A 25,242-nucleotide genomic window follows, 5' to 3' on the forward strand; every position below is an offset into this window, starting at 1 on the left:
GTTGTTGTGTGGTAACTCCATCCTACTGAAGAGCGGACCGTCTTTATATCTTGGGGTTCTACTGTGGACTAAAGCGGCTTGCTGAATAAGCCTCACGAAGTCATCGTCGAATCCATCGCCGCCACCACCACCCACACCGGCCTGACCGTCCACGCCGCACTCGACACCGGCGAATACCACACCGGCACCCAAATCCCCGACGCTCTCATGGCCGCCCTCCCGATCGCCCGCCACACATTCCACAGCGAATGGAACTACACCCTCGACCCCATCAACGCACCCCCACCCACACCCGACAACCTCACCAACCCCGCCTACACCGGCATGACCACCAACGAACTCACCACACTCACCAACACCCTCCAACCCGCCTGGAACCGCCACCACCTACGCGGCGGCCGACCACACAAACTCCTCTTCCCCCAACGACTCCTCGCCACCATCCTCCACAAAAGACTCCACATACCCGCCGACATCCTCGGACACCTCTTCCACACCGGCGCCGAAACCATCCAACGCGCCATCACAGAAGCACTACCAATACTCGAAAACCACGGCACCGAAATCACACCAGCACCCCAAGCCCACCTATAGCGATCAAACAAGCATGTTATATATCTGCATGCCCTTATCGCGCTCGGATAAGGGCCACCAGAGCCGCAAGGATCTTGCATCCCATCAGATGGACGCGAGATCCCGAACAACGAACCAATCTCGGTGCGGAGCACCCAACCTGCCGTGGCGACACACGAGAGCCAAGATCGACCGGCCCGTCGGGCAAGCTCCCGGCTTCGGTGCCGGTTCTGGCGACCGCCCAGGCCGAGGCCAACCGCCCTCCCAGCTTCGGCGCTGGCTCTTGCGACCGCCCAAGCCGAGGCCAACCGCCCTCCCAGCTTCGGCGCTGGCTCTTGCGACCACCCAAGCCGAGATCAACCGCCCTCCCAGCTTCGGCGCTCGCTCTTGCGACCACCCAAGCCGAGATCAACCGCCCTCCCAGCTTCGGCGCTCGCCCTGCGGCCACCCGGGCGGAGATCAACCAGCCTCCCGCTACACCCGCTGCCGAAGTGCCGGCCCGTGTGACGGCCCAGAACGCAGCCGGCCCTGACCAGCCGCCGCTCAGACGGCGGCCGACTGCCCCCTACGTGCCGCGAGACCGCATCAGCCGGAACCAACCCGCCACACTCCTGGCCGCGATGTCAGCCCTTCGATCGTCAGGCCCCAGACCACCGCACGCGAATGGCCAGCAGAGTCGGGAGCATGCGGGCCGCACCACGGCGTGAGCGGGACGAGGTCCTACGGCAGTTTCCAGCCGGGGAGGGACGGCCAGCGGACGGTGAGGACTACCGCGTCCGTGGGGGCGTGCCAGGTGTGGTCCTCGCCGGGGCCCCAGACGACGTAGTCGCCCTGCACGGCGAGCGGGACGGTACGGTCGCGGAACTCGAGCGTGAAGGCGCCGCTGATCAGGACCAGCATGGCGGTACGGGTCTCGCCGATCGCCCAGGCGGCGCGGCGGTCGCCGGCCGGGTGGACGCCCCACTTCACCTCGACGTCGGTGCTGTGCAGCGGGGTGCCGGGCGGCTGGAAGTGGCCGAGCAGCCAGCCGCGTTCGGCGGGGGCGTCACGGTGGGCGTTTCCGACGTGGACCGGCATGGCGGCCGACACTAACAGGGGCGTGTGCGCGAATCAGGCTCGACGCGCCCGGGGCGCCGCTAGTCTGCTTGCGATACGAATCCGCGCTGCTCAGGAGGGCTTCGCATGGTCGCGCGCCTCAATCCGTACCTCAATTTTCAGGGCCAGGCCCGGGAGGCGCTTGAGTTCTACCAGGGCGTGCTCGGCGGCGAGACGCGGGTGAGCACGTTCGGCGAGTTCGGCATGTCGGAGACGCCGCTCGCGGACCAGGTCATGCACGGGCAGCTGGAGACGCCGGCCGGGATGACGCTGATGGTGTCGGACCTGCCGCCGGACATGGAGTACAAGCCGGGCACGAACGTGACGGTCAGCCTGAGCGGCGACGAGGCCGAGCTGCTGCGCGGTTACTGGGAAGGGCTGTCGGACGGCGCGACGGTGCACACACCGCTGGCGATGCAGATGTGGGGCGACGAGTTCGGGCAGCTCACCGACAGGTTCGGCATCGGCTGGCTGGTGAACATCGGGGTGCCGCAGTAGGAGCGGCACCCCGGCGGAGGCTCAGCGCCGTCGCGGTGCCGGCTTCGGTTTGCCGCCGCGGTCGGCGCTTCCGCCCCGCTCGTTGCCGCCCTTGTCCAGGTGCAGCGCGAGCGCGGGGCAGACCAGGATCGCCTTCTTCGCGGCCGCCTCGAGCCAGATCGGCACCGGCGCGTCCGGGAACGCGGGGTAGCCGTTGCCGTCCAGCTTGATCAGCTCGGGGAAGACCTCGGCGCAGAGGCCGTGGCCGTCGCAGCGTGCCCAGTCCAGCTTCAGCTTGCCGATGTTCGGGCCGCCGGGCAGCTCGTTCGGGATCGGCAGCAGCTTCTTGACCGGCTTGCCGCAGCCCTCGCCGAGCCGGTGACGCTTGATGTCCTCGGCGAAGACCTCGAGCGCGGTGAGCGCGAACCGGGAGGTGCCGTCCGGGTGGCTGCACGCGCCGCGGCCGCGGACCATGCCGGCCGCGTTCCGCACCGCCTGCTCGGCCGCTGCCGAACCGGACGCGGTGAGCAGCTGGAACTGGTTCGCCACGTCGGGCAGGCCGAGCCGGCACGGGCCGCACTGGCCGGCGGACTCCCCGGCCAGGTAGCGGACGATGCGGCTGGCCTCGCCGAGCGGGCAGGTGTCGTTGCCCAGCGGGATGATCATGCCGGCGCCGAGCGTGCCACCGATCGCGGCGAAGCTCTCCCGGGAGACCTCGGCCTTCTGCGCGTTCTCCCAGGTGATCCACTTGCCGTGGTAGCCGCCGACCAGGATGCCGGGGCCCTCGGTGGCGCCGCAGATGTCGAGCACCTCGCGCAGCGGCACGCCGGTCGGGCACTCAAGCACCATGTGCTGCGCCGCGGAGCCGCCGATCGTGAGCAGGACCGTGCCCGGCTCCTTCTTCGTACCGACTGACGTGTAGTCCTCCGGGCCGAGCCGGGCCGCGACCGCGATCTGCGAGTACGTCTCCGCGTTGGAGAGGAGCGTCGGCTGGCCGTTGACGCCGCTCTCCGAGGAGCGCTGCTTGATGCCCGGCGGGATGTGCGCCTCGCCGTTGATGCCGCGGACCAGCGCGCCACCCTCACCGGCGATGAACCGGTGCGGGACCGTCACGATCCGCGTCGGGGCCGGCATGCGGCGCTCCGCGAGCGCCTCCTCAAGCGAACTCTGGCCGACGCCGTCGTCGGCCACGCCGATGACGATCTCCTCGGCCTCGAGCGCCCAGGCGGCGAGCGCGGCGCCGTCCAGGATCAGATGCGGCGCCCGGGTGAGCAGCATCTTGTCCTTCCACGAGGGCGGCTCGCCCTCGGTGGCGTTGACCACGATGACGGGCGCGCGGTCCTGCCGGTCCGCGGACTCGACCACGGCCTTCACCTTGCGGTGGAACGGGAAGCCCGCGCCGCCCCGGCCGGTGAGCTTGATCTTCTCGGCCAGGTCGATCAGATCGTCGGCTGACAGCGGACGCAGGTCACCGTGAACCTCCAGGTGCGCCCAGAGGTCCAGGCGGCCGAAGTCCTCGAAACCCGCAGTCAACCGGGCCGGGCCGATGCACCCCACCGGGGGCACGACGCCGTTGCTCACCGCTTCTCCTTCATATGTTGCTTCGGGTATTCGGAAGAGAAAGCGACTCTACTTGGCCTCGCCACGCATGCGCGCCCAGAACTCGTCGTCCGACACCTCGTCCGCGGAGGCACGACCCGGACGGCGGGTACGGGCATCCTTCGAAGGTTTGGCCGTCCGGGCCGCCCTTCTGGCCGTCAGGTCGACGAGCGTGGGCGTGTCGTCACCGTTGAACTCCGGACGGGTGGGGCGGGACTCCTCCTCCTCGTACCGGGCGACCGGGTTGGCCGGCGGGCGCCAGTACTCGTCGACGGCGGCCGGCTCGTCCTCCTCGATCTCGACGGGCGCGGCCCGGCGGGTACGGCGACGGCCGGTGTCTGCCACCTCCGGCTCCACTTCCGCGGTGGCCCGGTGCGAGCGGCGCGGCCGGGCCTCGTCCTCGGAGTCCTCCTCGACCTCGACGGCACGGCGGGCGCGGCGGGAGGTGGCGATCGCGACCTCGTCCTCGGAGTCCTCGACCTCGACCTCAGCGGCGCGACGAGCACGGCGCGGCGCGGTGACGGCGGCGACCTCGTCGTCCTCTTCCTCGGCCGCACGGCGGGCGCGGCGGGAGACCGTCTCGTACTCGCCTGTCACGTAGGCCTCGTCCTCGGCGGCACGGCGGGCGCGACGCGGCGCCGCCGTCTCCTCCGGCTCCTCCACGACCCGGCGGGTACGGCGCGGCGGCGTGGCCGCGGCGGTGATCTCCGCCTCGCCGAACTCGTCCTCGTCCTCGGTGCGGCGGGAGCGGCGCGGCGCGGGCTTGGCGGGCGCCTCGGCCGCGGGCCGGCGGGTGCGACGCGGCGCGGGGGCCTCGTCCTCGAAGTCGTCCTCGGGCTCGGGCTCCGGCGCGCGGCCGGACCGGCGCACCGGAACCTCGTCGAAGTCGTCCTCGATCGGCGGCTCGGGGCGGCGCGGGCGGCGGGCGACCGGCGCGGTCTCCTCCTCCACAAGCTCCGGGACGAGCGGGCGGCGGGAGGTGCGGCGCGGCGCCTCCTCCTCGTAGTCGTCGATCAGCTCCGGCTCCCGGCGGACCGGGCGGGTCTCCTCGACAAGTGCGGTGGTCGGCGGCGCGGACGGGCGGCGGGCGGCGGCCTCGACAAGCTCCTCCGCCTCCTGCACGACGTCGCGGGAGATCTTCGACATCAGCTGGGTCTCTTCGAGCGCGTTCGCCGGCAGCGGCGACTGGCGTCCGCGGCGCTGCTCAGCGTCCTCGGCGGAGAAGCCGCCCCAGGCCGCGCCGCGCGGGGCGGCCAGCGACTCGTCGGACGACGGCTGGTTGCGGACCGCGCCGCGGTACATCGGGCGGGCGGCGCCGCCGCGGGCACCGGTGGCGGCCTCGAGCGGGCCGGACTGGGCCTTGCCGGCGGCCTTGGCGGCGGACGGCACCGCCTTCGGCTGGGTGAGGCGCTTGTTGTAGACGCCGACGAACCGGACCAGCATGGCGATGATCACGCCGACCAGGCAGAGGATGTAGGAGACGACGACCCAGGTGGCGGCCGCGCGGCCGGCCATCAGGCCGTGGCCGAGCGCGGCCGGCCAGGCGAGGTAGCCGACCGAGTGCATGGCCCGCCACATCCACGGCTTGCCCTTGCCGGCGAAGGCGACCCGGGCGATGCCGGTCCAGAACGCGGCGACCAGGCCCCAGGCGGCGAGCGTGCCCATGCCGACGTAGAGCGCGTTCGGGTTCATGAACGGGACCACGATGTCGATGACCGAGGCGTGCGCCTCAAGGATCTTCACCGTGACGTGCAGCAGCAGGAACGACACGGCGATGGTGCCGGTGGTGCGGTGCACGCCCTGGACGAGCACCCGGTGCTTGGGCGTCAGGATGAGCCGGTCGGTGGCCGCCAGGCCCACCATCACGGTGATCGACAACGAGACCAGCACCACCACGCCGGCATAGAAGTCCAGGTACGCGAAGATGAACACGGCCGGGACGACGCCGGCGGTGGTCAGCGCGCCGATCGCCCACAGCGACACCACGACGCCGCCGATGATGATCAGCCAGGGCAGCTTGCCTGCTGCGCCGCCCTTCTTCTTCTCCTCGGCACCCGCGACGGCGGGTGCTCCGCCGGAGTTGCGCTCGGGCCGTTCGAACTTCTTGCGTTTCGCCATCGCTCCTCGATCTTCTGCATTCGCGCCACTACCGCTGCCGCGCGGCCGGATCCCGGCCGGTCCGCGCGTTCCTTGCACGGCCTCAGCTATGAAGTCGTCTCGCGTGATCCACGGTCATTCCCTATGTCCCCATCGCCCGGAGTGAAGCTCGTAACTGTGTGGCCCAGTCGGCGCCCGGGGCTCATCCGGCCGCCTGCTGTCTCCGCCACGATGTACGGCTCAGTAGCAACGAAAGGATTAAAGAGATCTGAGAAATTTCCTGAGGTGGGGGCCACATCACTCACGGCGGATCAGGGCGCTGCGGTGGGTGATGAGCGAGACAGCATGAAGCCCGCCTAACCGGCCGAAAACCGGATAAGGCGGGCTTCACTCGTGCGCGGTATGTCGTTTATTTCGCGCCGGTGACGAGCCTGCGTCCGACCGCCGCGATGAGACGGTCCAATTCGGAGCCGAACGGGTTGTCGTGCACCAGGTACGTCCACGTGGCGCTGGGCCGCACCAGGTTCGCCTCGGCGGGCTCCCAGGTGTCGGTCACCTCGTCGATCTCGGCGAACGTGTCGACCGTCCGGTCCTCGATCTCCGGCATGATCTTCCCGAACGCCGGCACCGCGGACCTGTGGAACTCGTCGAGCGGGTCCAGCTTGCCGAGCGCGCGCAGGTGCACGCCCTCCCGCACCTCCGACAGGTACGCCAGGTGCTCGGCCCAGAGCCGGTCCAGGTGGAACAGCGCGATCGACCGGGACACCTTGTTCAGCACCTCGTCGTCGATCTCCGCGGTCTCGTCCGGGAACTTCGACTTCAGCATGTCCGACGCGACCTCGGTGGTGAGCAGGCGCTCGCGACGCTCGGAGAGCGCCACCCGCTGCTGCTCGATGACCACGTTGTAGCGCCAGGTGTTGCGGTGGATCTCGTGGCCCACGCCCTCGGCGACGCGCTGCGCGTGACCGACCGCGTAGTCCACCCGCTCGTCGGTGACCACGCCGTCCAGGTCCATGTGCGGCGACGGCGGGATCATGTCGCCCGCGTTCCGCACGATCAGGTCGTCCTCGAGGCTGCCGTAGAAGACCGACGTGCCCGGGTCGCCCTGCCGCCCGGCGCGGCCGCGCAGCTGGTCGTCGATGCGGCCGCTGTCGAACCGGCCGGTGCCGATCATGTACAGCCCGCCGAGCTCAGCGACCTCGTCGTGGTCGGCCTCGTCGCTGCCGCCGAGCCGGATGTCCACGCCACGGCCGGCCATCTGGGTGGAGACGGTGACCGCGCCGCGCTTGCCGGCCTCCGCGATGATCGCGGCCTCCTCGGCATCGTTCTTCGCGTTGAGCACGACGCAGGAGATGCCGGCGGCCTCAAGCGCGGCGGCAAGGCTCTCCGACTCCTTCACGTCCCGCGTGCCGATCAGCACCGGGCGGCCGGACTCGTGCGCCTTGGCGATCTCGGCGACCAGCGCCTCTTCCTTCTCCGCACGGGTGGCCAGGATGCGGTCGGGCAGGTCCTCGCGGATGTTCGGCTCGTGCGGCGGGATCACCGCGACCTCGAGCTTGAAGAACTCGCGCAGCTGGTCGCCGACAAGCACCGCAGTCGCGGTCATGCCGCAGACCGTGTCGTAGAGCGCGATGAAGGACTGCACGGTGATGGTCTGCAGCACCTCGCCCTCGCTTGTGGCGGTCAGCCCCTCCTTCGCCTCGACCGCGGCCTGCAGGCCGTCCGGCCAGCGGCGGCGCTGGGCGACCCGGCCACGCGACTCGTCCACAAGCTCGACCGCGCCGTTACGGACGATGTAGTCCACGTCGCGGTGAAGCAGCGCGTGCGCGTGAAGCGCCACGTTGAGCGCGGCGAGCTGATCGAAGTTCTCGTCGGCGTAGAGGTCGATGCCGTCGAGCTTCTTCTCGATCCGCGCGGTGCCCTCGGTGGTGAACGCGACGGACCGGCCGTCCTCCGCGATCTCGTAGTCGCGCACCGCGCGCAGGCCCTTGACCAGCGCGGCGGCGGCGTGCACCGGGTCCTGCTCGCCGGGGACGGTGCCGGCCAGCACCATCGGCACGCGGGCCTCGTCGATCAGGATCGAGTCGGCCTCGTCGACGATCGCGGTGGCCAGCTCGCGCTGCACCCGGTCCGCCACGTCGACCACGAGCTGGTCGCGCAGGTAGTCGAAGCCGGCCTCGGAGACGGAGACATAGGTGACGTCGCAGCCGTACGCCTCGCGGCGCTCCTCAGGGGTGGACGCCTCGGTGACCGAGCCGACCGTGAGGCCGAGCAGCGTGATCACCGGGCGCATCCAGTCCGCGTCGCGGGCGGCGAGGTAGTCGTTGACGGTGAGGACGTGCACCGGCCCGCGGCCCTGGCGGACGTGACCGTACGCGGCGATCGCGGCGGTGAGCGTCTTGCCCTCACCGGTGGCCATCTCGGCGACCTTGCCGGAGAGCAGCGCCATCACGCCGAGCACCTGCTCGTCGTACGGCCGCTGGTCGAGGCCCCGGCGAGCGGCCTCCCGGCCGACCGCGCAGATCTCAGTGAAATCCTCCGCCTTGCCGGCCCGCTCGGTCAGCTCGGCGTCGTCGAGCTCCTTGAGCTCCTCCTCCAGTGCCTCGATCGCCGGCAGCCGCTTGCGCAGCGGCGCGAGATCGACGGTTGTCCCTGGGCGCTGCAGGAACTTCTGGAAGCTCTTCTTCAACCGTGACGACACACCCATGGTGCGAAACGCTACTTCATCACAGCGCTGAGTGGTGAGGGGCATCGGCTTCCGGAACCAGCAGTTGGTGCGCCGCCAGCTCCCGGTAGAGCGGGCTGCTGTCGACAAGTTCCTCGTGCCGCCCGGTCGCCACCACGCGGCCGGACTCCATCACCACGATCTGGTCCGACCCGACCACGGTGGACAGGCGGTGCGCGACCACAAGCAGCGTGCGCGTCTGCGCGGCCGCGTCGATCGCGCGGCGCAGCGCCGCCTCGTTGCGGGCGTCGAGGTTGCTTGTCGGCTCGTCCATCAGCAGGATCGGCGCGTCGGTGAGCAGCGCGCGGGCGATCGCCAGTCGCTGCCGCTCACCGCCGGAGAGCAGCACGCCGCCCTCGCCGACCTGCGCGTCCAGCCCGAGGTCGGTGCGGGTCACGATGCCTGTCAGGTTGACCGACTCCAGCACCTCGAACAGCCGGGCGTCGTCCGTGTCCGGCGCGGCGAGCAGCAAGTTCTCCCGGATGGTGCCGGCCAGCACCGGTGCCTCCTGTTCGACATAGCCGAGGTGGGCGCGCAGCGCGTCACGACCCTGCTCGCGCACGTCGACGCCGTCCACCCGGATCGTGCCTGAGGTGCTCTCGTAGAACCGCTCGACGAGCGCCAGCAGCGTGGACTTCCCCGCGCCGGACGGGCCGACAAGCGCGGTCCTGGTCCCGTAGGGCACGGTGAAGCTCACGTCGCTCAGCACCGGGCCGTCCGCGGCCGGATAACCGAAACCCACAGCATCGAACTCCACAGCGGTACGGGAGGCCGGCGGGACGCCCCGCACGGAGGAACCCTGGTCCTCCGCCGGGATGCGCAGCACCTCCTCGATCCGCTCCAGCGCGCCCAGCCCGGTCTGCAGCTGCATGTACGCGCTGATCGCCTGCCCCAGCGGCATGATCAGAAAGAACAGGAACAGGATGAACGCCACCAGGTCGCCGACGGTGATGTCACCGGCCGCCACCCGCGCGCCCCCCACGCCAAGCACCGCGAGGAACGCGCCCTGGGTGGCAGTGGTCGCGACCGGGGAGATCAGCGCCTGCAGCCGTGCCACCCGCAGGCCCGCCGCGTAGGCGCCTTCCGCGCTCGCCACCACCAGGTCAGCCTCCCGGCCCTCGGCGCGGGCCGCGCGGATGGTGCGTGCCGCGGAGATCGCCCGCTCCACGGTCGAGGTCATCTCGCCGATCCGGGCCTGGGTGGCGCGGGAGAGCGCGCGCACCCGGCGGGACGCGGTGATCGCGATGCCCATGCCGAGCCCGAGCGCCAGCAGCGTGATGCCGAGCAGCAGCGGGTCGAGCAGGGCCATCGCGCCGATCGCGCCGACCACCATCACCACTCCGGTAGCGATCTCGAACAGCCCGGACGTGACGACCGCGCGCAGCAGCGTGGTGTCCGCGCCGACGCGGGAGAGCAGGTCGCCGGTACGCCGTGCGTCGTACTCCGCGATGGGCAGCCGCAGCAGGTGATGGGCGAGGCGACGGCGGGTGCCGAGCACCACGCCCTCGGCCGTGCGTTGCAGCAGGTAGTCACGGAACGCGTTGATCGCGGCCGCGACCAGCACAAGCGAGGCGAGCAGTGCGACAGTGCCGCCGACCGCACCGGACGTGCCGATCGCGTCGAGCAGGTCGCGGGTGAGCAAGGGCTGGACCAGCGACGCGCCGGCGCCGAGCAGGGACAGCACCGCGACCACCGCAAGCGTGGGCCAGTGCGAGCGAAGGTAGGGCGCGAGTGCGCGCAGCCCGACCTGTGGTGCGGCAGTGGTGCTCTCCCCCGTCATGCGTCCACGCTAGCCACGGAGGACCGGAAACCGCCTCAGCCCTCAGCGAAACCACAGGCACTGCAGGCGACGCGAAGTCAGATCGTGACGGTTTGTTTCGTGTTCCGTCATCGTGGGTATCCAAGCGCTGCTCCGAACGCCCTTCGCCGAGCCGAGCGGAAAGACCAGCCACAGAGATGACAGCCCAGCCCGAGAGTCAAACGGTCCGGGCCTCCCTGCCTCCGGTGGCCGATTCCAGCCGGGCGGCCCGTTCCCTGGTCAACGACGCCTGCACCAGGTGGAACCTGACCGCGCTCGCGGACGACGCCTGCGTGATCGCAAGCGAGCTGGTCACCAACGCGGTCCGCCACGCCGGCACCCCGCTGCAGGTGACGCTCGCCGTCACGGACGGCCGGTTCCTGCTCGCGGTCCGGGACGGCTCGCCACTTCCCGCGGTCCCCACCCAGCCGGATCCGCACACGCCCGGCGGCCGGGGGCTGCTGCTGGTCGGCGAGATCTCGCAGGCGTGGGGCAGCGTCGCGCTGCCCGACGGCGGCAAGGTCGTCTGGGCAGCGCTCCGGGCCGACGCCCCCTAAACCACCGCCCCCTAAACCACCGCCTCCTCCGGCGTCCCGGTCGCGTCCTCCGCGTCCGGGACCGGCCGGTCCGCGGGCGGGCCGAGCAGGTCGGCAGGCGCGGTGAGCGGCGATGAGGACGGCGGCCCACCTGAGGGCGGCGTCGCGTGGCCAAGCGCCGCCTCCGCCGCAGCCCGGCGCGCCTCAGCACTGCCGGCCGGGTGGACCGCAAGGCCGGCGGCCTCGAGGACCAGGATCGCGTTGCGTACCGGCGGGCACGGGAGCGGCTGCTGACAGCGGTCGCACATCATGTCGTCGGAGGACGCGTCCTGTGGTCCGTGCGTGGCGACCATCTCCAGCGCGGTCTGTGCGAAGACACTCTCCGGATTGATGTACGAGTAGTGGCTGCTCATCTCGTTCCCCCTGACGATCTGCGGCCTATGCCCGGTATTTTCCCCGGGATCGCCGCCACCCGCGGCCGAACGGCGTAGAGCGTGCGCAAACTCGTACCCTCTGCGGCTTTTGTCGTTGTCCGGCCCTGTTCTCACGTGCCATTCACTCAATGTCGCTTATCGGCTACCGAAAGTAGAATCGAGGGGTGCCCGGCTCACGCAGCGTCGCTGAGTGGCGGCGCAGAGATGGCGTGGCAGCTAGAAACGGACGGTGACACCCCATGCCCGAGGCAGTCTGGGACAAGGAGCTCTTCCCGGAGCCCGTGGTCCGCCGGTTCGGTCCGCTCGTGACCGGCCGGTTCATCAACTACCTCGACGGCTACCCGCGGCCGATGAAGGTCGGCCAGCCACTCCTGATGGCGATCTTCATGTTCGCGGGCACGGCCCAGCTGGTCGGCGGCGCGATCCTCACGCTGATCCGCGGCGCGGCGGGCCAGGGCGGGACACGGCGCAAGCTGAAGGAGCTGAAGAAGGGGCCGGAGTTCCTGGTCACGCCGATGCGCATCCGCGGCGACGACGGCCTGCTCTACGAGATGGAGCTGCACGGGCACGTCAGCCAGAGCGCGATCATCCGGCACGACCACCTGCAGATCAGGGTGCGCCGGCAGAAGGACCCGCAGCTTCAGCCCCGGATAGAACGCATCGTCAACATCACCACGCAGCAGATGATCGTGCCGCACCCGCCGACGATCTGGTCCCACCTCGGGCCGGGCATGGTGCTTCAGGCCCTCGCCGGCATCGTGATCATCCTGCTCGTGGCCGGCGCCTTCGTCGTTCTCTAGACAACGACGGGCTCGGCGAGCAGGCCGCGGCGCCGGGCCCAGCGTTCGAAGATCAACGTGGCGAGCGGCGGGATCGCGCAGGACAGTGCGATCACGGCGGTCGTCACGCGCCACCGGTTCAGCACGGCGACCGCAAGCGTCAGCGCCACGTAGCTCACGAAGAGCGCGCCGTGGATCGGCCCGAAGACCTTGACGCCGATCTCGGTGCCGACCGGGCCGTACTTGAAGAACATCCCGATCAGCAGCCCGGTCCAGGAGCATGCCTCGGCGATCGCCACGATCGTGAACAGGGACAGCGCGGCGCGTCGCATGAATCCTCCGCCGGTTGGAGATGTTAGGTCGCAGATCGTAACGAGCGATCCCTGAGACGTTCCTGGAAGGCGGCGCAGATGGGCGAGGAGGTCGGACCGCGGGAGTTCACCCGCGAGGACAGGGCCCGGTACCGGCAGAAGATCCGGCGCTGCCTGGACGTGTTCGCCGAGATGCTTGCGGACCACTGCTTCGACGCGGAACGCCCGCTGACCGGGCTGGAGATCGAGTTCAACCTGGTCGACGACCAGGCGAACCCGGCGATGCGCAACGCGGACGTGCTCGCCGCGATCGCGGACCCGGCGTTCCAGACCGAGCTGGGCCAGTTCAACATCGAGATCAACGTGCCGCCGCTGGCGCTCTCCGAGGGCGGGCTGACCGGCTTCGAGAAGCACCTGCGGGACAGCCTCAACGAGGCCGAGACGAAGGCGCGCGCGGTCGGCGCCCGAATCGCCATGATCGGCATCCTGCCCACGCTGCGACCCGAACACCTCACGCTTGACTCGCTCTCCGTGAATCCGCGCTACCAGCTGCTCAACGAGCAGATCTTCGCGGCCCGCGGCGAGGACCTGGACATCCGCATCGACGGCCCGGAGCGGCTGGAGCTGACCGCGGACACCGTCGTACCGGAGGCCGCCTGCACAAGCACCCAGTTCCACCTGCAGGTCAGCCCGGAGGACTTCGCCGGCTACTGGAACGCGTCGCAGAGCATCGCGGGCGTCCAGGTCGCCCTCGGCGCGAACGCCCCCTACCTGCTCGGCCGGGAGCTGTGGCGGGAGACCCGCATCCCGCTCTTCGAGCAGGCCACGGACACCAGATCAGAAGAGATCAAGGCGCAGGGGGTACGCCCGCGGGTGTGGTTCGGCGAACGCTGGATCACCTCGGTGTTCGACCTGTTCGAGGAGAACGTGCGGTACTTCCCCGCGCTGCTGCCGGTCTGCGAGGACAACGACCCGGCCGAGGCGCTGGCCCGCGGCGAGACGCCCGCGCTGTCCGAGCTGCGCCTGCACAACGGCACCATCTACCGGTGGAACCGGCCGGTCTACGACGTCTCCGGCGGCAAGCCGCACCTGCGCGTGGAGAACCGCACGCTGCCGGCCGGCCCGACAGTGGCCGACACGCTCGCGAACGGCGCGTTCTACTTCGGGCTGACCCGCGCGCTGGCCGCGTCCGAGCGCCCGATCTGGTCCCGGATGTCCTTCGGCGCGGCCGAGGAGAACTTCCAAGCCGCGTCCCGGCACGGCATCAGCGCCTCCGTCTACTGGCCCGGGGCAGGCACGCTGCCCGTCACCGAACTGGTGCTGCGCCGCCTCCTCCCCCTCGCGCATGAGGGCCTGACAGCCTGGGGCGTGGCCGCTGAGGAGCGCGACCGGCTCCTCGGCGTGATCGAGGCACGCTGCCTGGCCGGCGTCAACGGCGCCACCTGGCAGGTGGAAACCGTCCGTGAGCTGGAGGAACGCGGCAACCTCGACCGCGGGGCCGCGCTCCGGGAGATGTTCTCGCGCTATCTGGAGAACATGCACACGAACCGGCCGGTGCACGAGTGGGCCTGACCACCGTCATCCTGAGGGATGACGGTCACAATCTGATGTACAACACGTGCTGTACGCAACAATCACTCGTTATCCGGACGACTGTCGCTGATCAATGGGGGATCGTTACCGGCATGAAGACGCATGGCCCGATCCGGCTCGCGATATGAACGCTCTGGCGATCGCCATCGCGCTCAGCATCGCGTCCGCGGGCGCCTACGCCGCGGGCGCGGTGGTCCAGGAGCGGGTGGCCGCGCACGGCACCGGCATCCTGGCCTCGCTCCGCCTCCCCCACTGGTGGTTGTCCGTCGCGCTCAACGGCGCCGGCGCCGGGCTGCACGTGGGTGCGCTGGCGTTCGGCCCGCTCAGCATCGTCCAGCCGCTCGGCCTGCTCACGCTCGTGGTCGCGCTTCCGATGGGCGCCGCCGTCATCGGCCGCCGCGTCGCCGGCGTGCACTGGCGCGGCGCCGGGCTCACCATCGCCGGCCTCGTCCTGCTGGTCATCACCGCGCCGCTGGGCAGCGCCCGCGAGCTGGACTCCACCGAGATCCTCACGGTCGCGATGATCGGCGGCGCGATCGTGGTCGGGCTCACGCTGCTGGCCCGGCAGATCACCGCGCCGGTCCCGTCCGGCCTGCTCTACGCGGTCGCGGCCGGCATCGCGTTCGCCTGCTCGTCCGCGCTTACCCAGACCGTGTCGCTGCAGGTGACCGCGGACGGCCCGCTGGCGCTGATCTCCACGGCCGCGTTCACGCTTGCCGCGTTCATGGCGTCAGGCGTGATGCTGTCCCAGGCCGCGTACCGCGACGGCGGGCTCGGCGCGCCGCTTGCCACGGTGTCGCTGTCCAACCCGGTCGCGTCCGCGGCCGTCGGCATGCTGCTCCTCGAGGAGCGGTTCGTCGGCGGTTTCACAGGCGGCGCGGTCGCGCTCACCGGCGGCATCCTGGCCGTGGCCGGCGTGCTGCTGCTCACCCGCCCGGCCGACGGCCACGACGCCGTCTCCGAGACGCCTGAGACGCACGGCGGCGATCAGGCGGCGCCGCAGGACCCGGCCGCGAGCACGAGCGGCCGCGCGACCACGACGGGCACCCGCTCCGGCTCCGTGCCGGACTCGCAGGGCCCGTCTCCGGACAGCCGTACGTCGCCGGCAGCCGCCCAGGACCCGCCGGAGGCCCCGCAGGCCGCACTGCCCATCCCCGGGCGGCGCCGCGCACAGATCGCTGTCGGCGAGCGCGGCCAGCCGTCCTGCGCGGTCCCGGGTGGTCCCCGCCGCCGCCTGCTGCGGCCCGGCCGCGGCTTCCACCCCCGCCCGGGCCGCCGCCCCAGCACCTGATCCCGGTTCCCCCTCATCGAGGCGTCCGCCGTCCGGCGGGCGCCTCGCGCTTTCCGGCGAACCCTGGGGGCTGCGTCACCACACCGCGGGGGTGTGATGCCGGACGACGTGCGGTCTGACATCGTCATGCGGTGAGCAGCACGCAACGCCGGCGAGGTCTGGCAGACGTCGGGGACGATTTCCGCAGGTTCTGGACGGAGCGGCATCTGTGCACGCTCACCACACTCCGGGCGAACGGGACACCACACGTGACACCGGTCGGCGCCGTGATCGACTGGGAGGCCGGGACCGCGCTGGTCCTCACCTCCGGCACCAGCATGAAGGCCCGCAACGCGATCGCCAATCCCGCGGTCGCGCTCTGCTCGGTGGACGGCCGTGACTGGTCGACAGTGGAGGGCACCGCACGCGTCCGGGACGAGCCGGACTTCATCGCGGACGCGGAACGCCGCTACGCCGCGCGCTACCGGATCCCACGCGTCAATCCGGCCCGCGTCATCCTGGAGATCACGATCACCCGCGTTCTCGGCAACGTTCTGTGAGCGACGCCCGCACGCCCGCTCCCCGGCGGGCCACGGCCGGGGCGAGGTCGTGACCGTCACAGTGGTCGGGATCGGGGCGGACGGGTGGGGTGGGCTTGCGGCACCCGGGCGGGAGGCCGTGCTCCACGCGGAGGTGCTGGTCGGGAGCATGCGCCAGCTTGACCTGATCCCGCCAGACGCCGCCGCGGACCGGATCCCGTGGCCGTCGCCACTGCTGCCCGCGCTGCCCGGCCTGCTCGACGCGCACCGCACCCGGAACCTCTGCATCCTGGCCAGCGGCGACCCGATGTGCTTCGGCATCGGCGGCACGATCGCGCGCCTGACCGGGCCGGACTCGCTTCGCGTCGTGCCGCATCCGTCCGCGGTGTCGCTTGCCTGCGCGCGGCTCGGCTGGCCGGTCGAGGAGACCGAGGTGGTAAGCGTGGTCGGGCGGCCGCTTGACGCGCTGCACGCCAGGATCCACCCCGGCAGGCGTCTGCTCGTGCTGAGCGCCGACGGCCGCTCACCGGCCGCCGTGGCCGGGCTTCTACGGCAGCGGGGGTACGGCAAGAGCCTGCTCACCGTGCTCGAGAACCTGTCCGGGCCGGACGAGCGCCGGATCAGCGCGACCGCCGCCGCGTTCCCCGCCGGTGACCACGCGCCGCTCAACGTCGTCGCGGTCGAGTGCGCCGCCGGGCCGGACGCGCCGCTGCTGCCGACCGTGCCCGGCCTGCCGGACGACGTCTACCAGAATGACGGCCAGCTCACCAAGCGGGAGATCCGTGCGATCACGCTGGCCCGGCTCGCCCCGATTCCCGGGCAGCTGCTCTGGGACGTGGGCGCGGGCGCGGGAAGCATCGCGATCGAGTGGATGCGGGCCCATCCGGCCTGCGCAGCGGTGGCGATCGAGGCGGACGGCACCCGGGCCGCGCGCCTGGCCGGCAATTCGCGCGCGCTCGGCGTACCCACGCTGACTGTGATTTCTGGGGCGGCGCCAGCCGCTTTTGAAGGTCTTCAGCCGCCGGACGCGATCTTCATCGGCGGCGGGGTCACCGTGCCCGGCATGATCGACGCGTGCTGGGCGGCGTTGCGCCCCGGCGGCCGGCTGGTCGCGAACGCGGTCACTATCGAGTCGGAACGCGTGGTGACGGCCGCCCGGGACGCGCTCGGCGGCGACCTGACCCGGATCGAGATATCCCGCGCGGGTGCGGTGGGCGGGTTCACCGCCTGGCGGCCCGCGCTCCCCGTGACCCAATGGACGGTACGCAGAGCATGACCGTGCACTTCATCGGCGCCGGACCGGGCGCCGCAGACCTGATCACCGTGCGCGGGCGCGACCTGATCGCGGCCAGCCCGGTCTGCCTCTACGCGGGCAGCCTGGTCCCGGCCGAGCTGCTGTCCTGGTGCCCGCCCGGCGCGCGCCTCGTCGACACCGCACGGCTGTCGCTCGACAAGATCGTGTCCCACCTGGTCGAAGCGCATGCGCAGGGCCAGGACGTGGCGCGGCTGCACTCCGGCGACCCCTCCGTGTTCTCCGCGATGGCCGAGCAGATGCGGCGGCTTGATCTCGCAGGCGTGCCCTATGACGTGGTGCCGGGGGTTCCCGCGTTCGCGGCCGCGGCGGCCAGCCTGCGGCGCGAGCTGACAGTGCCCGGCGTCGCGCAGACAGTGATCCTGACCCGCACGGCCGAGCGGGCGACCGCGATGCCGCCACGCGAGCAACTGGCCACGCTCGGCGCGTCCGGCGGCACACTCGTGCTGCACCTTGCCGTGCAGCGGATCGCGCACCTCGTCCCGGAGCTGGTGCCGCACTACGGCGAATCCTGCCCGGTGGCCGTGGTGGCGCGGGCATCCCGGGACGACGAGGAGATCCTGCGCGGCACGCTGTCGACGATCGCGGCGCAGGTGGAGTCGGCCGGCATCCGGCGCACCGCGGTGATCATCGTGGGGCCGGCGCTGACCGCGACCGCGTTCCCGGACAGCCACCTCTACAGCCCGGACCGCTGCCGGGATTAGACGTGGGGTGCCGGGGTGCGGCGAGGCCAGGGCGCTGTATCCGCGGGACCGGCGTTTCACCACCCGGGCGGCCCGCCCTGGGTCTGTTACCGCTAGATTCCCGCGGATGACTGCTGACCTGCTTCTGGCCGTCGTCGTCGAGATGCATGACGACGCAGTCGCCGACGGCCACCGCTACGAGGACGCCGTGCTGGCGCTGCTCGCCCGGCACGGCGGCCGTCTGGAGCGCCGCCTGCGGACGCCGGGCGGCGCCACCGAGGTGCAGATCATCCGCTTCACCGGCCGGGCGGGGCTGGACTCCTTCATGTCCGATCCCGGCCGCCTCGACCTCCGTGCGGGGATCGGCGCGCATGCCCCGGTGGCGCGCGTGCTGGAGGTCACCGACGTGTGAGGTGCCCCGATCGGCCGGGTGCGGCGTGTGCACCCGGCCGATGGTCTGCGCTCCGCTCCCTCTCGCTCGTCGGGTCGGCAGCGCTCGTCGGGTCGTCAGGCGGGCAGCGCTAGTCAGGCGGGCAGCGAGGTGATCGGGGCGGGTGAGATCAGGCCGAGCGTCTGGGTCGCGCGGGTAAGCGCCACATAGAGGTCCCCGTCCCCGCGAGGCGACTCCGCCACGATCCTGTCCGGGTCGAAGACGAAGACGGTGTCGAACTCCAGCCCCTTTGACTGCCGGACGGTGAGCAGCACGACCGGGCTGGTCAGGTCGGTCTGATCGCCGACCGCGGCCTCGGGAAGAACTGCCGCCGCCTCCGGGAGGAGCGAGGTCGGCACGATGACGCCGAGCCGGCCGTGCCGGTCCCAGGCCTTCACGGCGCCGGCCAGCGCGTCAAGCCCGCCGGTCTCCCGCCACGGTGCCACCCCGGTGTGCCGGACCGCGCGCGGCACGGCAAGCGCCGGATTGACCCGGGCCAGCACCCCGGCCGCGAGCTCCATGATCTCCCCCGGCGTGCGGTAGCTGACCGTCAACTCGGTGAGCGTGTAGCGGCGGCCCACGTACGGGCTGAGTGCCTCGTCCCAGGAGGACGTCCCACCCAGGTCGCCGGTCTGGGCCACGTCGCCCACGATGGTCATCGAGCGGCTCGGGCAGCGGCGCATCAGCAGCCGCCACGCCATCGGGCTCAGCTCCTGTGCCTCGTCCACGATCACGTGCCCGAACGCCCAGGTCCGGTCCGCGGCGGCGCGCTGGGCGGCGGTGAGCGCGGCGTCGAACTGCTGGCGTTCCGCCATGCTGCCGGCGTCGAGCAGGTCGGTGCCCATCAGCAGCTCCGGGTCGTCCTCGTCCTCGAGGTCGACCGACCGGGAGCCGGTGGCGATGTCGATCGCACCCTGCGCGTACTCGAGCTGGAAGAGGCGGGAGAGTTGGGCGATGCGCTCGCGGCGGGTGTCCTCCTCCTCGCCGAGGATCTCCGCGGCCTCGTCGAGCAGTGGCACGTCGGCCGCGCTGAAGCCACCGGCCGGCTCGCGGAGCAGCGCCTCCTGCTCGGTCAGCGTCAGGAAACCGGACGCGGCCGCGGTCATCCGGGCCAGCGACGCGTACAGGCCGGCGACGATCTGCTGCGGGGTCAGGCGGGGCCAGAGCCAGTCGAGCACGCCGAGCACCTCGGGCTCCCGGCGCAGCTCCCGGCGGATCTGGGCGAGGTCGGCCTCGTCGAAGATCATCGGGTCGCCTGGCGCGTCCTCACCGCCGAGCGCGTCGTCCGCGTACGGATCCGTGCCGATCTTCTCCGCGAGTTGCAGCGACAGCGCGTGGATGATCTCGGTGTCGAAGTCGGCGCGGGCCAGGTTGTGCCGCTTGCCGACGCGACGCACCTGCTCCCGGGCCGCGCGGATGGTGGCCGGCTGCAGCAGCAACCGCGTCTCGCCCTCCACAACGATCTCGACGGGCTCGTCCGGTACCCGCTGGCGGTCCGCGACAGCGGCCGCGATCACCTCGGCCATCACCGCACGGCCCTTGATCTCGGCGACCTCGTCCGTCTCGCGGCGGCGGGCGCGCACGCCGGGGAACATGCCGCCGATCGTGCGCAGCAGCACGCCGGTCTCGGCAAGCGACGGGAGCACCTGGCCGATGTAGCGCAGGAACGTCGGGTTCGGCCCGAGGATCAGCACGGCCTGCTTGGAGAGCTGCTGACGGTACGTGTACAGCAGGTACGCCGCGCGGTGCAGCGCCACCGCGGTCTTGCCGGTGCCGGGCCCGCCCTGCACGACGAGCGTGCCGGACAGGTCCGCGCGGATGATCCGGTCCTGTTCGGCCTGGATCGTCTCGACGATGTCCTTCATCCGGCCGGTACGGCGTGCGTCGAGCGCGGCGAGCAGCGTGGCCTCGCCGGTCAGGTCGTGCGCGCCGTCACCGGCGTCGTCCAGGTCGAGCACCTCGTCGTCGAGTGCCACCACGTCCCGCCCTGCGGTACGGATGTGCCGCCGGCGCTGCACGTCGAGCGGCGCGGCCGCGGTGGCCAGGTAGAACGGGCGGGCGGCGGGTGCACGCCAGTCGACAAGCAGCGGCTCGTAGTCGCCGTCGTCGTCGAAGATGCCGATCCGCCCGATGTAGCGGGGCGCGTCCGCGGCGAAGTCGAGCCGGCCGAAGCAGAGCCCGTTCTCCACCGCGCCGAAGACCGCGACCTGGTCGGTGTACATGGTCACGGCACTGTCCCGCTGGGACCGCTCCTGTGGGGTGCCGCCCGTCTCCTTCAGCTGCGTCGCGAGACGTGCCGAGGCCTCGGAGCGCATGTCGTCGAGCCGGCGGTGCAGGCCGTTCAGGTACGCCTGCTCCTCCTCAATCGAGGATTTCTGCTCCACGCTGCTTGACAAAACCGCCCCCTGAGTGAGTAATATGCAACGGGCGGCACGCCCTGTCTTTGCGTGCTCGCGCGTCGTGAAGTGCCCGACGGGCCAGCCTACCTCAAACCCGGAACATTCTGTCTCACCGGCGAGACCATTCGTGCACGATCGTCTCCACGTCGAGTCGTTTGATCAGCGTCGGAGGGCCGGGCAGCAGGCCACGGTGGTTGTCGGCGATCCGCTCGTTCAGCTCGGCCACGATCCGCCGCACCTCGGGTTCGGTGCGCGCGCGGGCCAGCGTCTCCGGCAGGTCTTCGAGGTCTTTGCGCAGTATCAGCGTGGCGGGCAGGATCGCGCCGGCCAACTTCTCGCGGTCGACGAGCTCCTTGACGTACCAGTCCTCGTCGTACTCGCCGCCGTAGCCGGGAAGTGGCTTGCCGGAGCCAGGTAGTTTATCGAACTCGCCCCGCTCCAGCGCCTCACGGATCTTCTGCTCGACAAGGGATTCGAAGTAGTGCGCCATTGGCAGATTTTACCGGGCGAGCGCCTCCGAGGCGGCCATGGCGAGGTACAGCCCGCGGAGATCACCGATGTCGCCTGCCATCCGGTTCATGACGTAGGCGAACGCGGCCCGCGCATCCAGGTCGACCACCACGAACGAGCCGCCGAGGCCACCCCAGAACAGCGTGTTCCTGTTCGGCAGGAAGTCGCCGCCGAGCGCGAAGCCCAGGCCCCAGCGGATCGGCACGTTGAGCATCAGGTCGGTGCCGCCGGACCGCTCCACGAGCGCGCGCCGCACGCCCGCCTCGGAGATCAGGTCCCGGCCGCCGTCGGCCAGGATGGACAGCGCCGTGGCCAGCGAGCGCGCGTTGCCGTGGCCGTTGCCGGCCGGGATCTCGGCGGCGCGCCAGGCCCGGGTCGCGGTGAGCTCGACAGGCGTCGGCGGGTTGTCCGCGGTGATCCGCTGGATCTCGGTCAGTGGGACGTCCTGGAACGGCCGGGTCTCCGGCGGGACCAGCTCCGCGACGCGCGCGTCCACGCTCGCCGGCAGTCCGATGTGGAAGTCGATGCCGCCGGGCACGGCGACCCGGTCGCGGAAGACCGTGCCGATGGTGTCGCCGGTGATCCGCCGGACCACCTCACCGATCAGGTAGCCCTGGGTGACCGCGTGGTATCCGGACGCGGAGCCGGGCTCCCAGAGCGGCGCCTGCGCGGCAAGCAGCGACGTGCACTTCTCCCAGTCGTAGAGGTCCTCGGTGACAAGCCGTTCACGCCAGCCGGAGAGCCCTGACGAGTGGCTCATCACCTGGGCGAGCGTGATGTCCTGTTTTCCGTTGGCCGCGAATTCGGGCCAGTACCGGGCGACCGGATCGTCGAACGAGACCGCGGCATCGTCCGCGACCATGAGCATCGTCAGCGCGGTAATGGTCTTGGTGGCGGAATAGACGTTCACGATCGTGTCCCGGTCCCACGGGCGGGTCTTGGCCGGGTCCGCATGACCGTCCCACAGGTCCACCACGACCTCGCCGTCCACGACCGCGCAGAACGCGGCGCCGACCTCGACGCCGCTTGTCATGTTGTTCTCGAACATCTCGCGCACGCGATCGAAGGCCATTCCCCGGAGTATTCGCGCGCCCCCGCCCCGCGATCCACCTGTTTTCCGTTCCGTGTCAGGGAGGTAACGTCTCCTGAAACCGGATAGAGGGATCCCGATGATCGTCTTCTTCGACGACCCCGGTGGCGGGGTGCGCGTCACGGCCGACACGATCACCGTCGGCGAGCGCTCCTGGGTGCTCGACGAGCTGCACATGCCCCGCACCTCGCGCCCGCCACTGCCCCGCGCACTCCCCCGGCTGGTCGGGCTGGCGCTGCTGCTGGCGTTCGCCGCGCCGGTGTCCTGGATCGTGTCCGGCCCGCTCCTCGCGCTGATCATGCTGGCCGGGGCGCTCACGCTGCTGTCGGCCGCATCTGCGGTGGCGCGGCGGCGCGCGTGGGAGTTGTGGGCCGACCATCGCGGCGGCGCGGTGAAAATCTTCGAAACCAGCGATCCCGGCCGGTACGGACGGGTGGCACGCGCGCTCACCCGGGCCACGGACTGGCGGGTGCTAGCCGGCCTGCCCGACGACGGTGCCCGCCCGGTCGATGACGATCACGTCGACCTGCACCGGGGCCTCACGCAGAACGCCGAGCGCCGTGCGCCGGGCCCCGGCCGCGATCAGATCGCCTAACGGGAACCCGGCCCGCAGGCTCTGCTGCAGCGCGTCAAGCGCGGTGTTCGCACCCTCGATGCCCGCGGCCAGTTCCGCCGGCCCGTCGTGCGCGCGGACCAGCGCGGCAAGCGCGCCCAGGTCGACCTGGGAACGGCCGGAGTGCAGGTCGAGGTGCCCGTCCGCGAGTTTGGAGAGCTTGCCGACGCCGCCGGCGATCGTGAGCCGCGGCACCGGGTGACGGCGCAGATATTTGAGCACCGCGCCCGCGAAGTCGCCCATGTCAAGCAGCGCGTCCTCCGGCAGCCCGTGCACCTGGGCCGCGACCCGCTCGGACGTGCTCCCGGTGCAGCCCGCGACGTGGGTGCGCCCGGCCGCCCGTGCCACGTCGATGCCGCGCCGGATGCTGTCGATCCAGGCCGAGCACGAGTACGGCACGACGATCCCGGTGGTGCCCAGAATGGAGAGTCCGCCGAGGATGCCGAGCCGCGGGTTCCAGGTCTTCCGGGCCAGCTCCTCTCCGTGCTCCACGGAGATCTCGACCTCGACGTCGCCCGCGTCGCCGTGGCGCCGGGCCAGCTCCACAACCGCGGCGGTCATCATGGCGCGCGGCACCGGGTTGATCGCCGGCTCGCCAACCGCGAGCGGCAGTCCCGGCTTGGTGACCGTGCCGACGCCCGGCCCCGCGCGGAACGTGACGCCGCTGCCCGCCGCCGCCCGCCGGACCGTGACCTGCACAAGCGCACCGTGCGTGACATCCGGGTCGTCGCCCGCGTCCTTGACCACCGCGGCCCGCGCCAGACCGTCCGCCAGCTCCTCCCGGGCCAGCGCGAACGCCGGCCGCTGCCCCTTGGGCAGGGTGATCGTGACCGGATCGGGAAAGTCCCCGGTGAGCAGCGCCTGGTAGGCCGCGGTGGTGGCCGCCGTGGCGCAGGCCCCGGTGGTCCAGCCGTAGCGCAGCGGTGCCGTTCTCACGCTGCCAGCATGCCCCGTGCGGTCCGGGGCGCTCCCACGGGGGCCACTCCACATGATCGAATCACAGACGTGCTCACAATCCTCATCCTCGGGGGTACGGCCGAAGCGCGCCACCTCGCCGCCGAGCTGAACACGCTCCCGGACGTGACGGTGATCAGCTCGCTGGCCGGCCGGACCAGCACACCGCTGCTGCCGCACGGGCGGGTGCGAATCGGCGGCTTCGGCGGCCCGTCCGGGCTGGCCGCGTTCCTCCGTGCCGAACACATCGGGGCGATCATCGACGCCACCCACCCGTTCGCGGCCGTGATCAGTGCGAACGCGGTGGACGCGGCCGGGCGGTCGGGCGTGCCGCTGCTCGTACTGCGCCGCCCGGGATGGATCTCGCGGGAGGGCGACGACTGGCGCCGGGTCCCCACCGTGGCGGACGCCGCAGCCGCGCTACCCCGCATCGGCCGCCGCGCACTGCTCACCACGGGCCGCCAGACGCTCGCCGCATTCGCCGCGCTCGACGACGTGTGGTTCCTGGTCCGCACGGTCGAGCCCCCCGCGCCGCCGGTCCCCGCCCAGATGACGGTGATCCTGGACCGCGGCCCGTTCACCCGCGCCAGCGAGCGCGCGCTGATCGAGACGCACGCCGTCGACGTGGTGGTGACCAAGGACAGCGGCAGCCCGTCCACAGCCGCGAAGCTCGACGCGGCCCGCGACCTCAGTATCCCGGTCCTGATCGTGGACCGGCCGCCGATGCCCACAGACGCCGAGTCGGTGCCCACGGTGCCGGACGCGGTCGCCTGGGTGGTCCGCCACAGCGCACGCCGCTGAGCGACAGCCCTCGGGCCTCGATCCCCCGCGACGGCCCTGGAAGCCGGCGCCAGCACACACCCCCGTCCGGTTCTGCCCAGGGCGAACCGGGATAAAGCCCGCCCGAGGCCGGAGGCCGCCCGAGGCCGGAGGCCGCCCGAGGCCGGAGGCCGCCCGAGGCCGGAGGCCGCCCGAGGCCGGAGGCCGCCCGAGGCCGGAGGCCGCCCGAGGCCGCTTACTGACCTTCCCCGGTCAGGGTGAGCGCGCCTCAGAGAGTTCTATATAACGAAATTTCGGGCGCGGAGTGCTCGACCCGCACCCCGATCACGAAACCCCAGTAGCTGAAGTGGATCTTTCCGGGTACGGCAAGGCCGCACGTCACTGACCTGCTGAACCGGGCGTCGCCCGGTCCGGTGCTGCGTGTCAGCATCTGCGGAGCCCAATCCGAACCACGGCCGAATTTGAATATTTCATCTTAAATCCGGCGCCGGGGTTAGCCCTGGCATGCAACGAAGATCGTTGTTGGGGGGGGGGGGGGGGGGGGGGGGGGGGGGTTGGGGGGGGGGGCAAAAAACAGAATTAAGGGGGGGGGGGTTGGGGGGGCAGGTGGGTGGCCGGGGTTAGGCCGGCGCCACGGGGGGACCC

Annotated in this window: 22 protein-coding genes and 1 pseudogene; 12 read left to right on the plus strand and 11 right to left on the minus strand. The window is 71.4% G+C overall.

Annotated elements, in window-relative coordinates:
- The first annotated feature begins 78 nt into the window (after positions 1-78).
- Complete coding sequence (locus tag ACIA8K_RS37460; RefSeq protein ID WP_396068233.1) at positions 79-594, plus strand: hypothetical protein; 516 nt, start codon at positions 79-81, stop codon at positions 592-594.
- Positions 595-1,293: 699 nt separating this feature from the next.
- Here the strand turns inward: ACIA8K_RS37460 and ACIA8K_RS37465 are convergent.
- Complete coding sequence (locus ACIA8K_RS37465) at positions 1,294-1,650, minus strand: signal peptidase I (protein ID WP_396068234.1); 357 nt, start codon at positions 1,648-1,650, stop codon at positions 1,294-1,296.
- A gap of 105 nt (positions 1,651-1,755) precedes the next feature.
- Between ACIA8K_RS37465 and ACIA8K_RS37470 the strand changes: the two genes are divergently transcribed.
- Positions 1,756-2,166, plus strand: coding sequence for a VOC family protein (locus ACIA8K_RS37470; RefSeq protein WP_396068235.1), 411 nt, complete (start codon positions 1,756-1,758; stop codon positions 2,164-2,166).
- 21 nt (positions 2,167-2,187) lie between these two features.
- On the opposite strand, the gene ACIA8K_RS37475 is transcribed toward ACIA8K_RS37470, so the two are convergent.
- The 4 genes from ACIA8K_RS37475 to ACIA8K_RS37490 all read right to left on the minus strand — a co-directional run bounded on the left by ACIA8K_RS37475 (position 2,188) and on the right by ACIA8K_RS37490 (position 10,346).
- Complete coding sequence (locus ACIA8K_RS37475; protein ID WP_396068236.1) at positions 2,188-3,726, minus strand: ferredoxin; 1,539 nt, start codon at positions 3,724-3,726, stop codon at positions 2,188-2,190.
- Positions 3,727-3,774: 48 nt separating this feature from the next.
- Complete coding sequence (locus tag ACIA8K_RS37480; protein ID WP_396068237.1) at positions 3,775-5,862, minus strand: hypothetical protein; 2,088 nt, start codon at positions 5,860-5,862, stop codon at positions 3,775-3,777.
- Between the two features lie 388 nt (positions 5,863-6,250).
- Complete coding sequence (gene secA2 / locus ACIA8K_RS37485) at positions 6,251-8,548, minus strand: accessory Sec system translocase SecA2 (protein WP_396068238.1); 2,298 nt, start codon at positions 8,546-8,548, stop codon at positions 6,251-6,253.
- A 19-nt stretch (positions 8,549-8,567) separates the two neighbouring features.
- Complete coding sequence (locus ACIA8K_RS37490) at positions 8,568-10,346, minus strand: ABC transporter ATP-binding protein (RefSeq protein WP_396068239.1); 1,779 nt, start codon at positions 10,344-10,346, stop codon at positions 8,568-8,570.
- 224 nt (positions 10,347-10,570) lie between these two features.
- Between ACIA8K_RS37490 and ACIA8K_RS37495 the strand changes: the two genes are divergently transcribed.
- Entirely contained in the window at positions 10,571-10,921 is a 351-nt protein-coding gene (locus ACIA8K_RS37495; protein WP_396068240.1) for an ATP-binding protein, read from the plus strand.
- A gap of 11 nt (positions 10,922-10,932) precedes the next feature.
- On the opposite strand, the gene ACIA8K_RS37500 is transcribed toward ACIA8K_RS37495, so the two are convergent.
- The gene (locus ACIA8K_RS37500) at positions 10,933-11,313 is read right to left on the minus strand and encodes a hypothetical protein (RefSeq protein ID WP_396068241.1); all 381 of its coding nucleotides are present in this window, start codon (positions 11,311-11,313) and stop codon (positions 10,933-10,935) included.
- A gap of 260 nt (positions 11,314-11,573) precedes the next feature.
- Here ACIA8K_RS37500 and ACIA8K_RS37505 point away from each other — a divergent pair, with 260 nt between their 5' ends.
- Positions 11,574-12,134: a hypothetical protein gene (locus ACIA8K_RS37505; protein ID WP_396068242.1), complete on the plus strand. Its 561-nt coding sequence runs from the start codon at positions 11,574-11,576 to the stop codon at positions 12,132-12,134.
- On the opposite strand, the gene ACIA8K_RS37510 is transcribed toward ACIA8K_RS37505, so the two are convergent.
- Entirely contained in the window at positions 12,131-12,445 is a 315-nt protein-coding gene (locus ACIA8K_RS37510) for a DUF3817 domain-containing protein (protein ID WP_396068243.1), read from the minus strand. The two genes, ACIA8K_RS37505 and ACIA8K_RS37510, sit on opposite strands and share 4 nt — an antisense overlap.
- Before the next feature lie 78 nt (positions 12,446-12,523).
- Between ACIA8K_RS37510 and ACIA8K_RS37515 the strand changes: the two genes are divergently transcribed.
- From ACIA8K_RS37515 to ACIA8K_RS37540, 6 genes are all read left to right on the plus strand, one after another.
- Positions 12,524-13,996 (plus strand): glutamate--cysteine ligase, encoded by a 1,473-nt coding sequence (locus ACIA8K_RS37515; protein ID WP_396068244.1) that lies wholly within the window; start codon positions 12,524-12,526, stop codon positions 13,994-13,996.
- 145 nt (positions 13,997-14,141) lie between these two features.
- Positions 14,142-15,308, plus strand: a complete 1,167-nt coding sequence (locus tag ACIA8K_RS37520) for a DMT family transporter (protein ID WP_396068245.1) — start codon at positions 14,142-14,144, stop codon at positions 15,306-15,308.
- 131 nt (positions 15,309-15,439) lie between these two features.
- Positions 15,440-15,847, plus strand: coding sequence for a PPOX class F420-dependent oxidoreductase (locus tag ACIA8K_RS37525; protein ID WP_396068246.1), 408 nt, complete (start codon positions 15,440-15,442; stop codon positions 15,845-15,847).
- Between the two features lie 49 nt (positions 15,848-15,896).
- Entirely contained in the window at positions 15,897-17,102 is a 1,206-nt protein-coding gene (gene cbiE / locus ACIA8K_RS37530) for a precorrin-6y C5,15-methyltransferase (decarboxylating) subunit CbiE (RefSeq protein ID WP_396068247.1), read from the plus strand.
- Positions 17,099-17,842: a precorrin-4 C(11)-methyltransferase gene (gene cobM, locus ACIA8K_RS37535; protein WP_396068248.1), complete on the plus strand. Its 744-nt coding sequence runs from the start codon at positions 17,099-17,101 to the stop codon at positions 17,840-17,842. Before cbiE ends, cobM begins: the two co-directional genes overlap by 4 nt.
- 106 nt (positions 17,843-17,948) lie before the next feature.
- On the plus strand, positions 17,949-18,233 hold the full coding sequence (locus ACIA8K_RS37540; protein WP_396068249.1) for a hypothetical protein: 285 nt from the start codon (positions 17,949-17,951) through the stop codon (positions 18,231-18,233).
- A gap of 113 nt (positions 18,234-18,346) precedes the next feature.
- On the opposite strand, the gene ACIA8K_RS37545 is transcribed toward ACIA8K_RS37540, so the two are convergent.
- From ACIA8K_RS37545 to ACIA8K_RS37555, 3 genes are all read right to left on the minus strand, one after another.
- Positions 18,347-20,635 (minus strand): HelD family protein, encoded by a 2,289-nt coding sequence (locus ACIA8K_RS37545; RefSeq protein WP_396068250.1) that lies wholly within the window; start codon positions 20,633-20,635, stop codon positions 18,347-18,349.
- Positions 20,636-20,759: 124 nt separating this feature from the next.
- Positions 20,760-21,140, minus strand: a complete 381-nt coding sequence (locus ACIA8K_RS37550; RefSeq protein WP_396068251.1) for a DUF1992 domain-containing protein — start codon at positions 21,138-21,140, stop codon at positions 20,760-20,762.
- A 9-nt stretch (positions 21,141-21,149) separates the two neighbouring features.
- A complete protein-coding gene (locus ACIA8K_RS37555) occupies positions 21,150-22,232 on the minus strand; it encodes a serine hydrolase domain-containing protein (protein ID WP_396068252.1) in 1,083 nt (360 codons plus the stop codon).
- Between the two features lie 97 nt (positions 22,233-22,329).
- On the opposite strand from ACIA8K_RS37555, the pseudogene ACIA8K_RS37560 reads away from it, so the two are divergent.
- Positions 22,330-22,695, plus strand: a pseudogene (locus ACIA8K_RS37560) (DUF6232 family protein); the annotation flags it as partial.
- A gap of 27 nt (positions 22,696-22,722) precedes the next feature.
- On the opposite strand, the gene ACIA8K_RS37565 reads toward ACIA8K_RS37560, so the two are convergent.
- Entirely contained in the window at positions 22,723-23,799 is a 1,077-nt protein-coding gene (locus tag ACIA8K_RS37565; protein ID WP_396068253.1) for a cobalt-precorrin-5B (C(1))-methyltransferase, read from the minus strand.
- Positions 23,800-23,868: 69 nt separating this feature from the next.
- Here ACIA8K_RS37565 and ACIA8K_RS37570 point away from each other — a divergent pair, with 69 nt between their 5' ends.
- On the plus strand, positions 23,869-24,618 hold the full coding sequence (locus ACIA8K_RS37570; RefSeq protein ID WP_396068254.1) for a cobalt-precorrin-6A reductase: 750 nt from the start codon (positions 23,869-23,871) through the stop codon (positions 24,616-24,618).
- The last annotated feature ends 624 nt before the right edge of the window (positions 24,619-25,242 follow it).

This window comes from Catenuloplanes sp. NPDC051500, from assembly GCF_044454585.1.
Taxonomy (GTDB): domain Bacteria; phylum Actinomycetota; class Actinomycetes; order Mycobacteriales; family Micromonosporaceae; genus Catenuloplanes.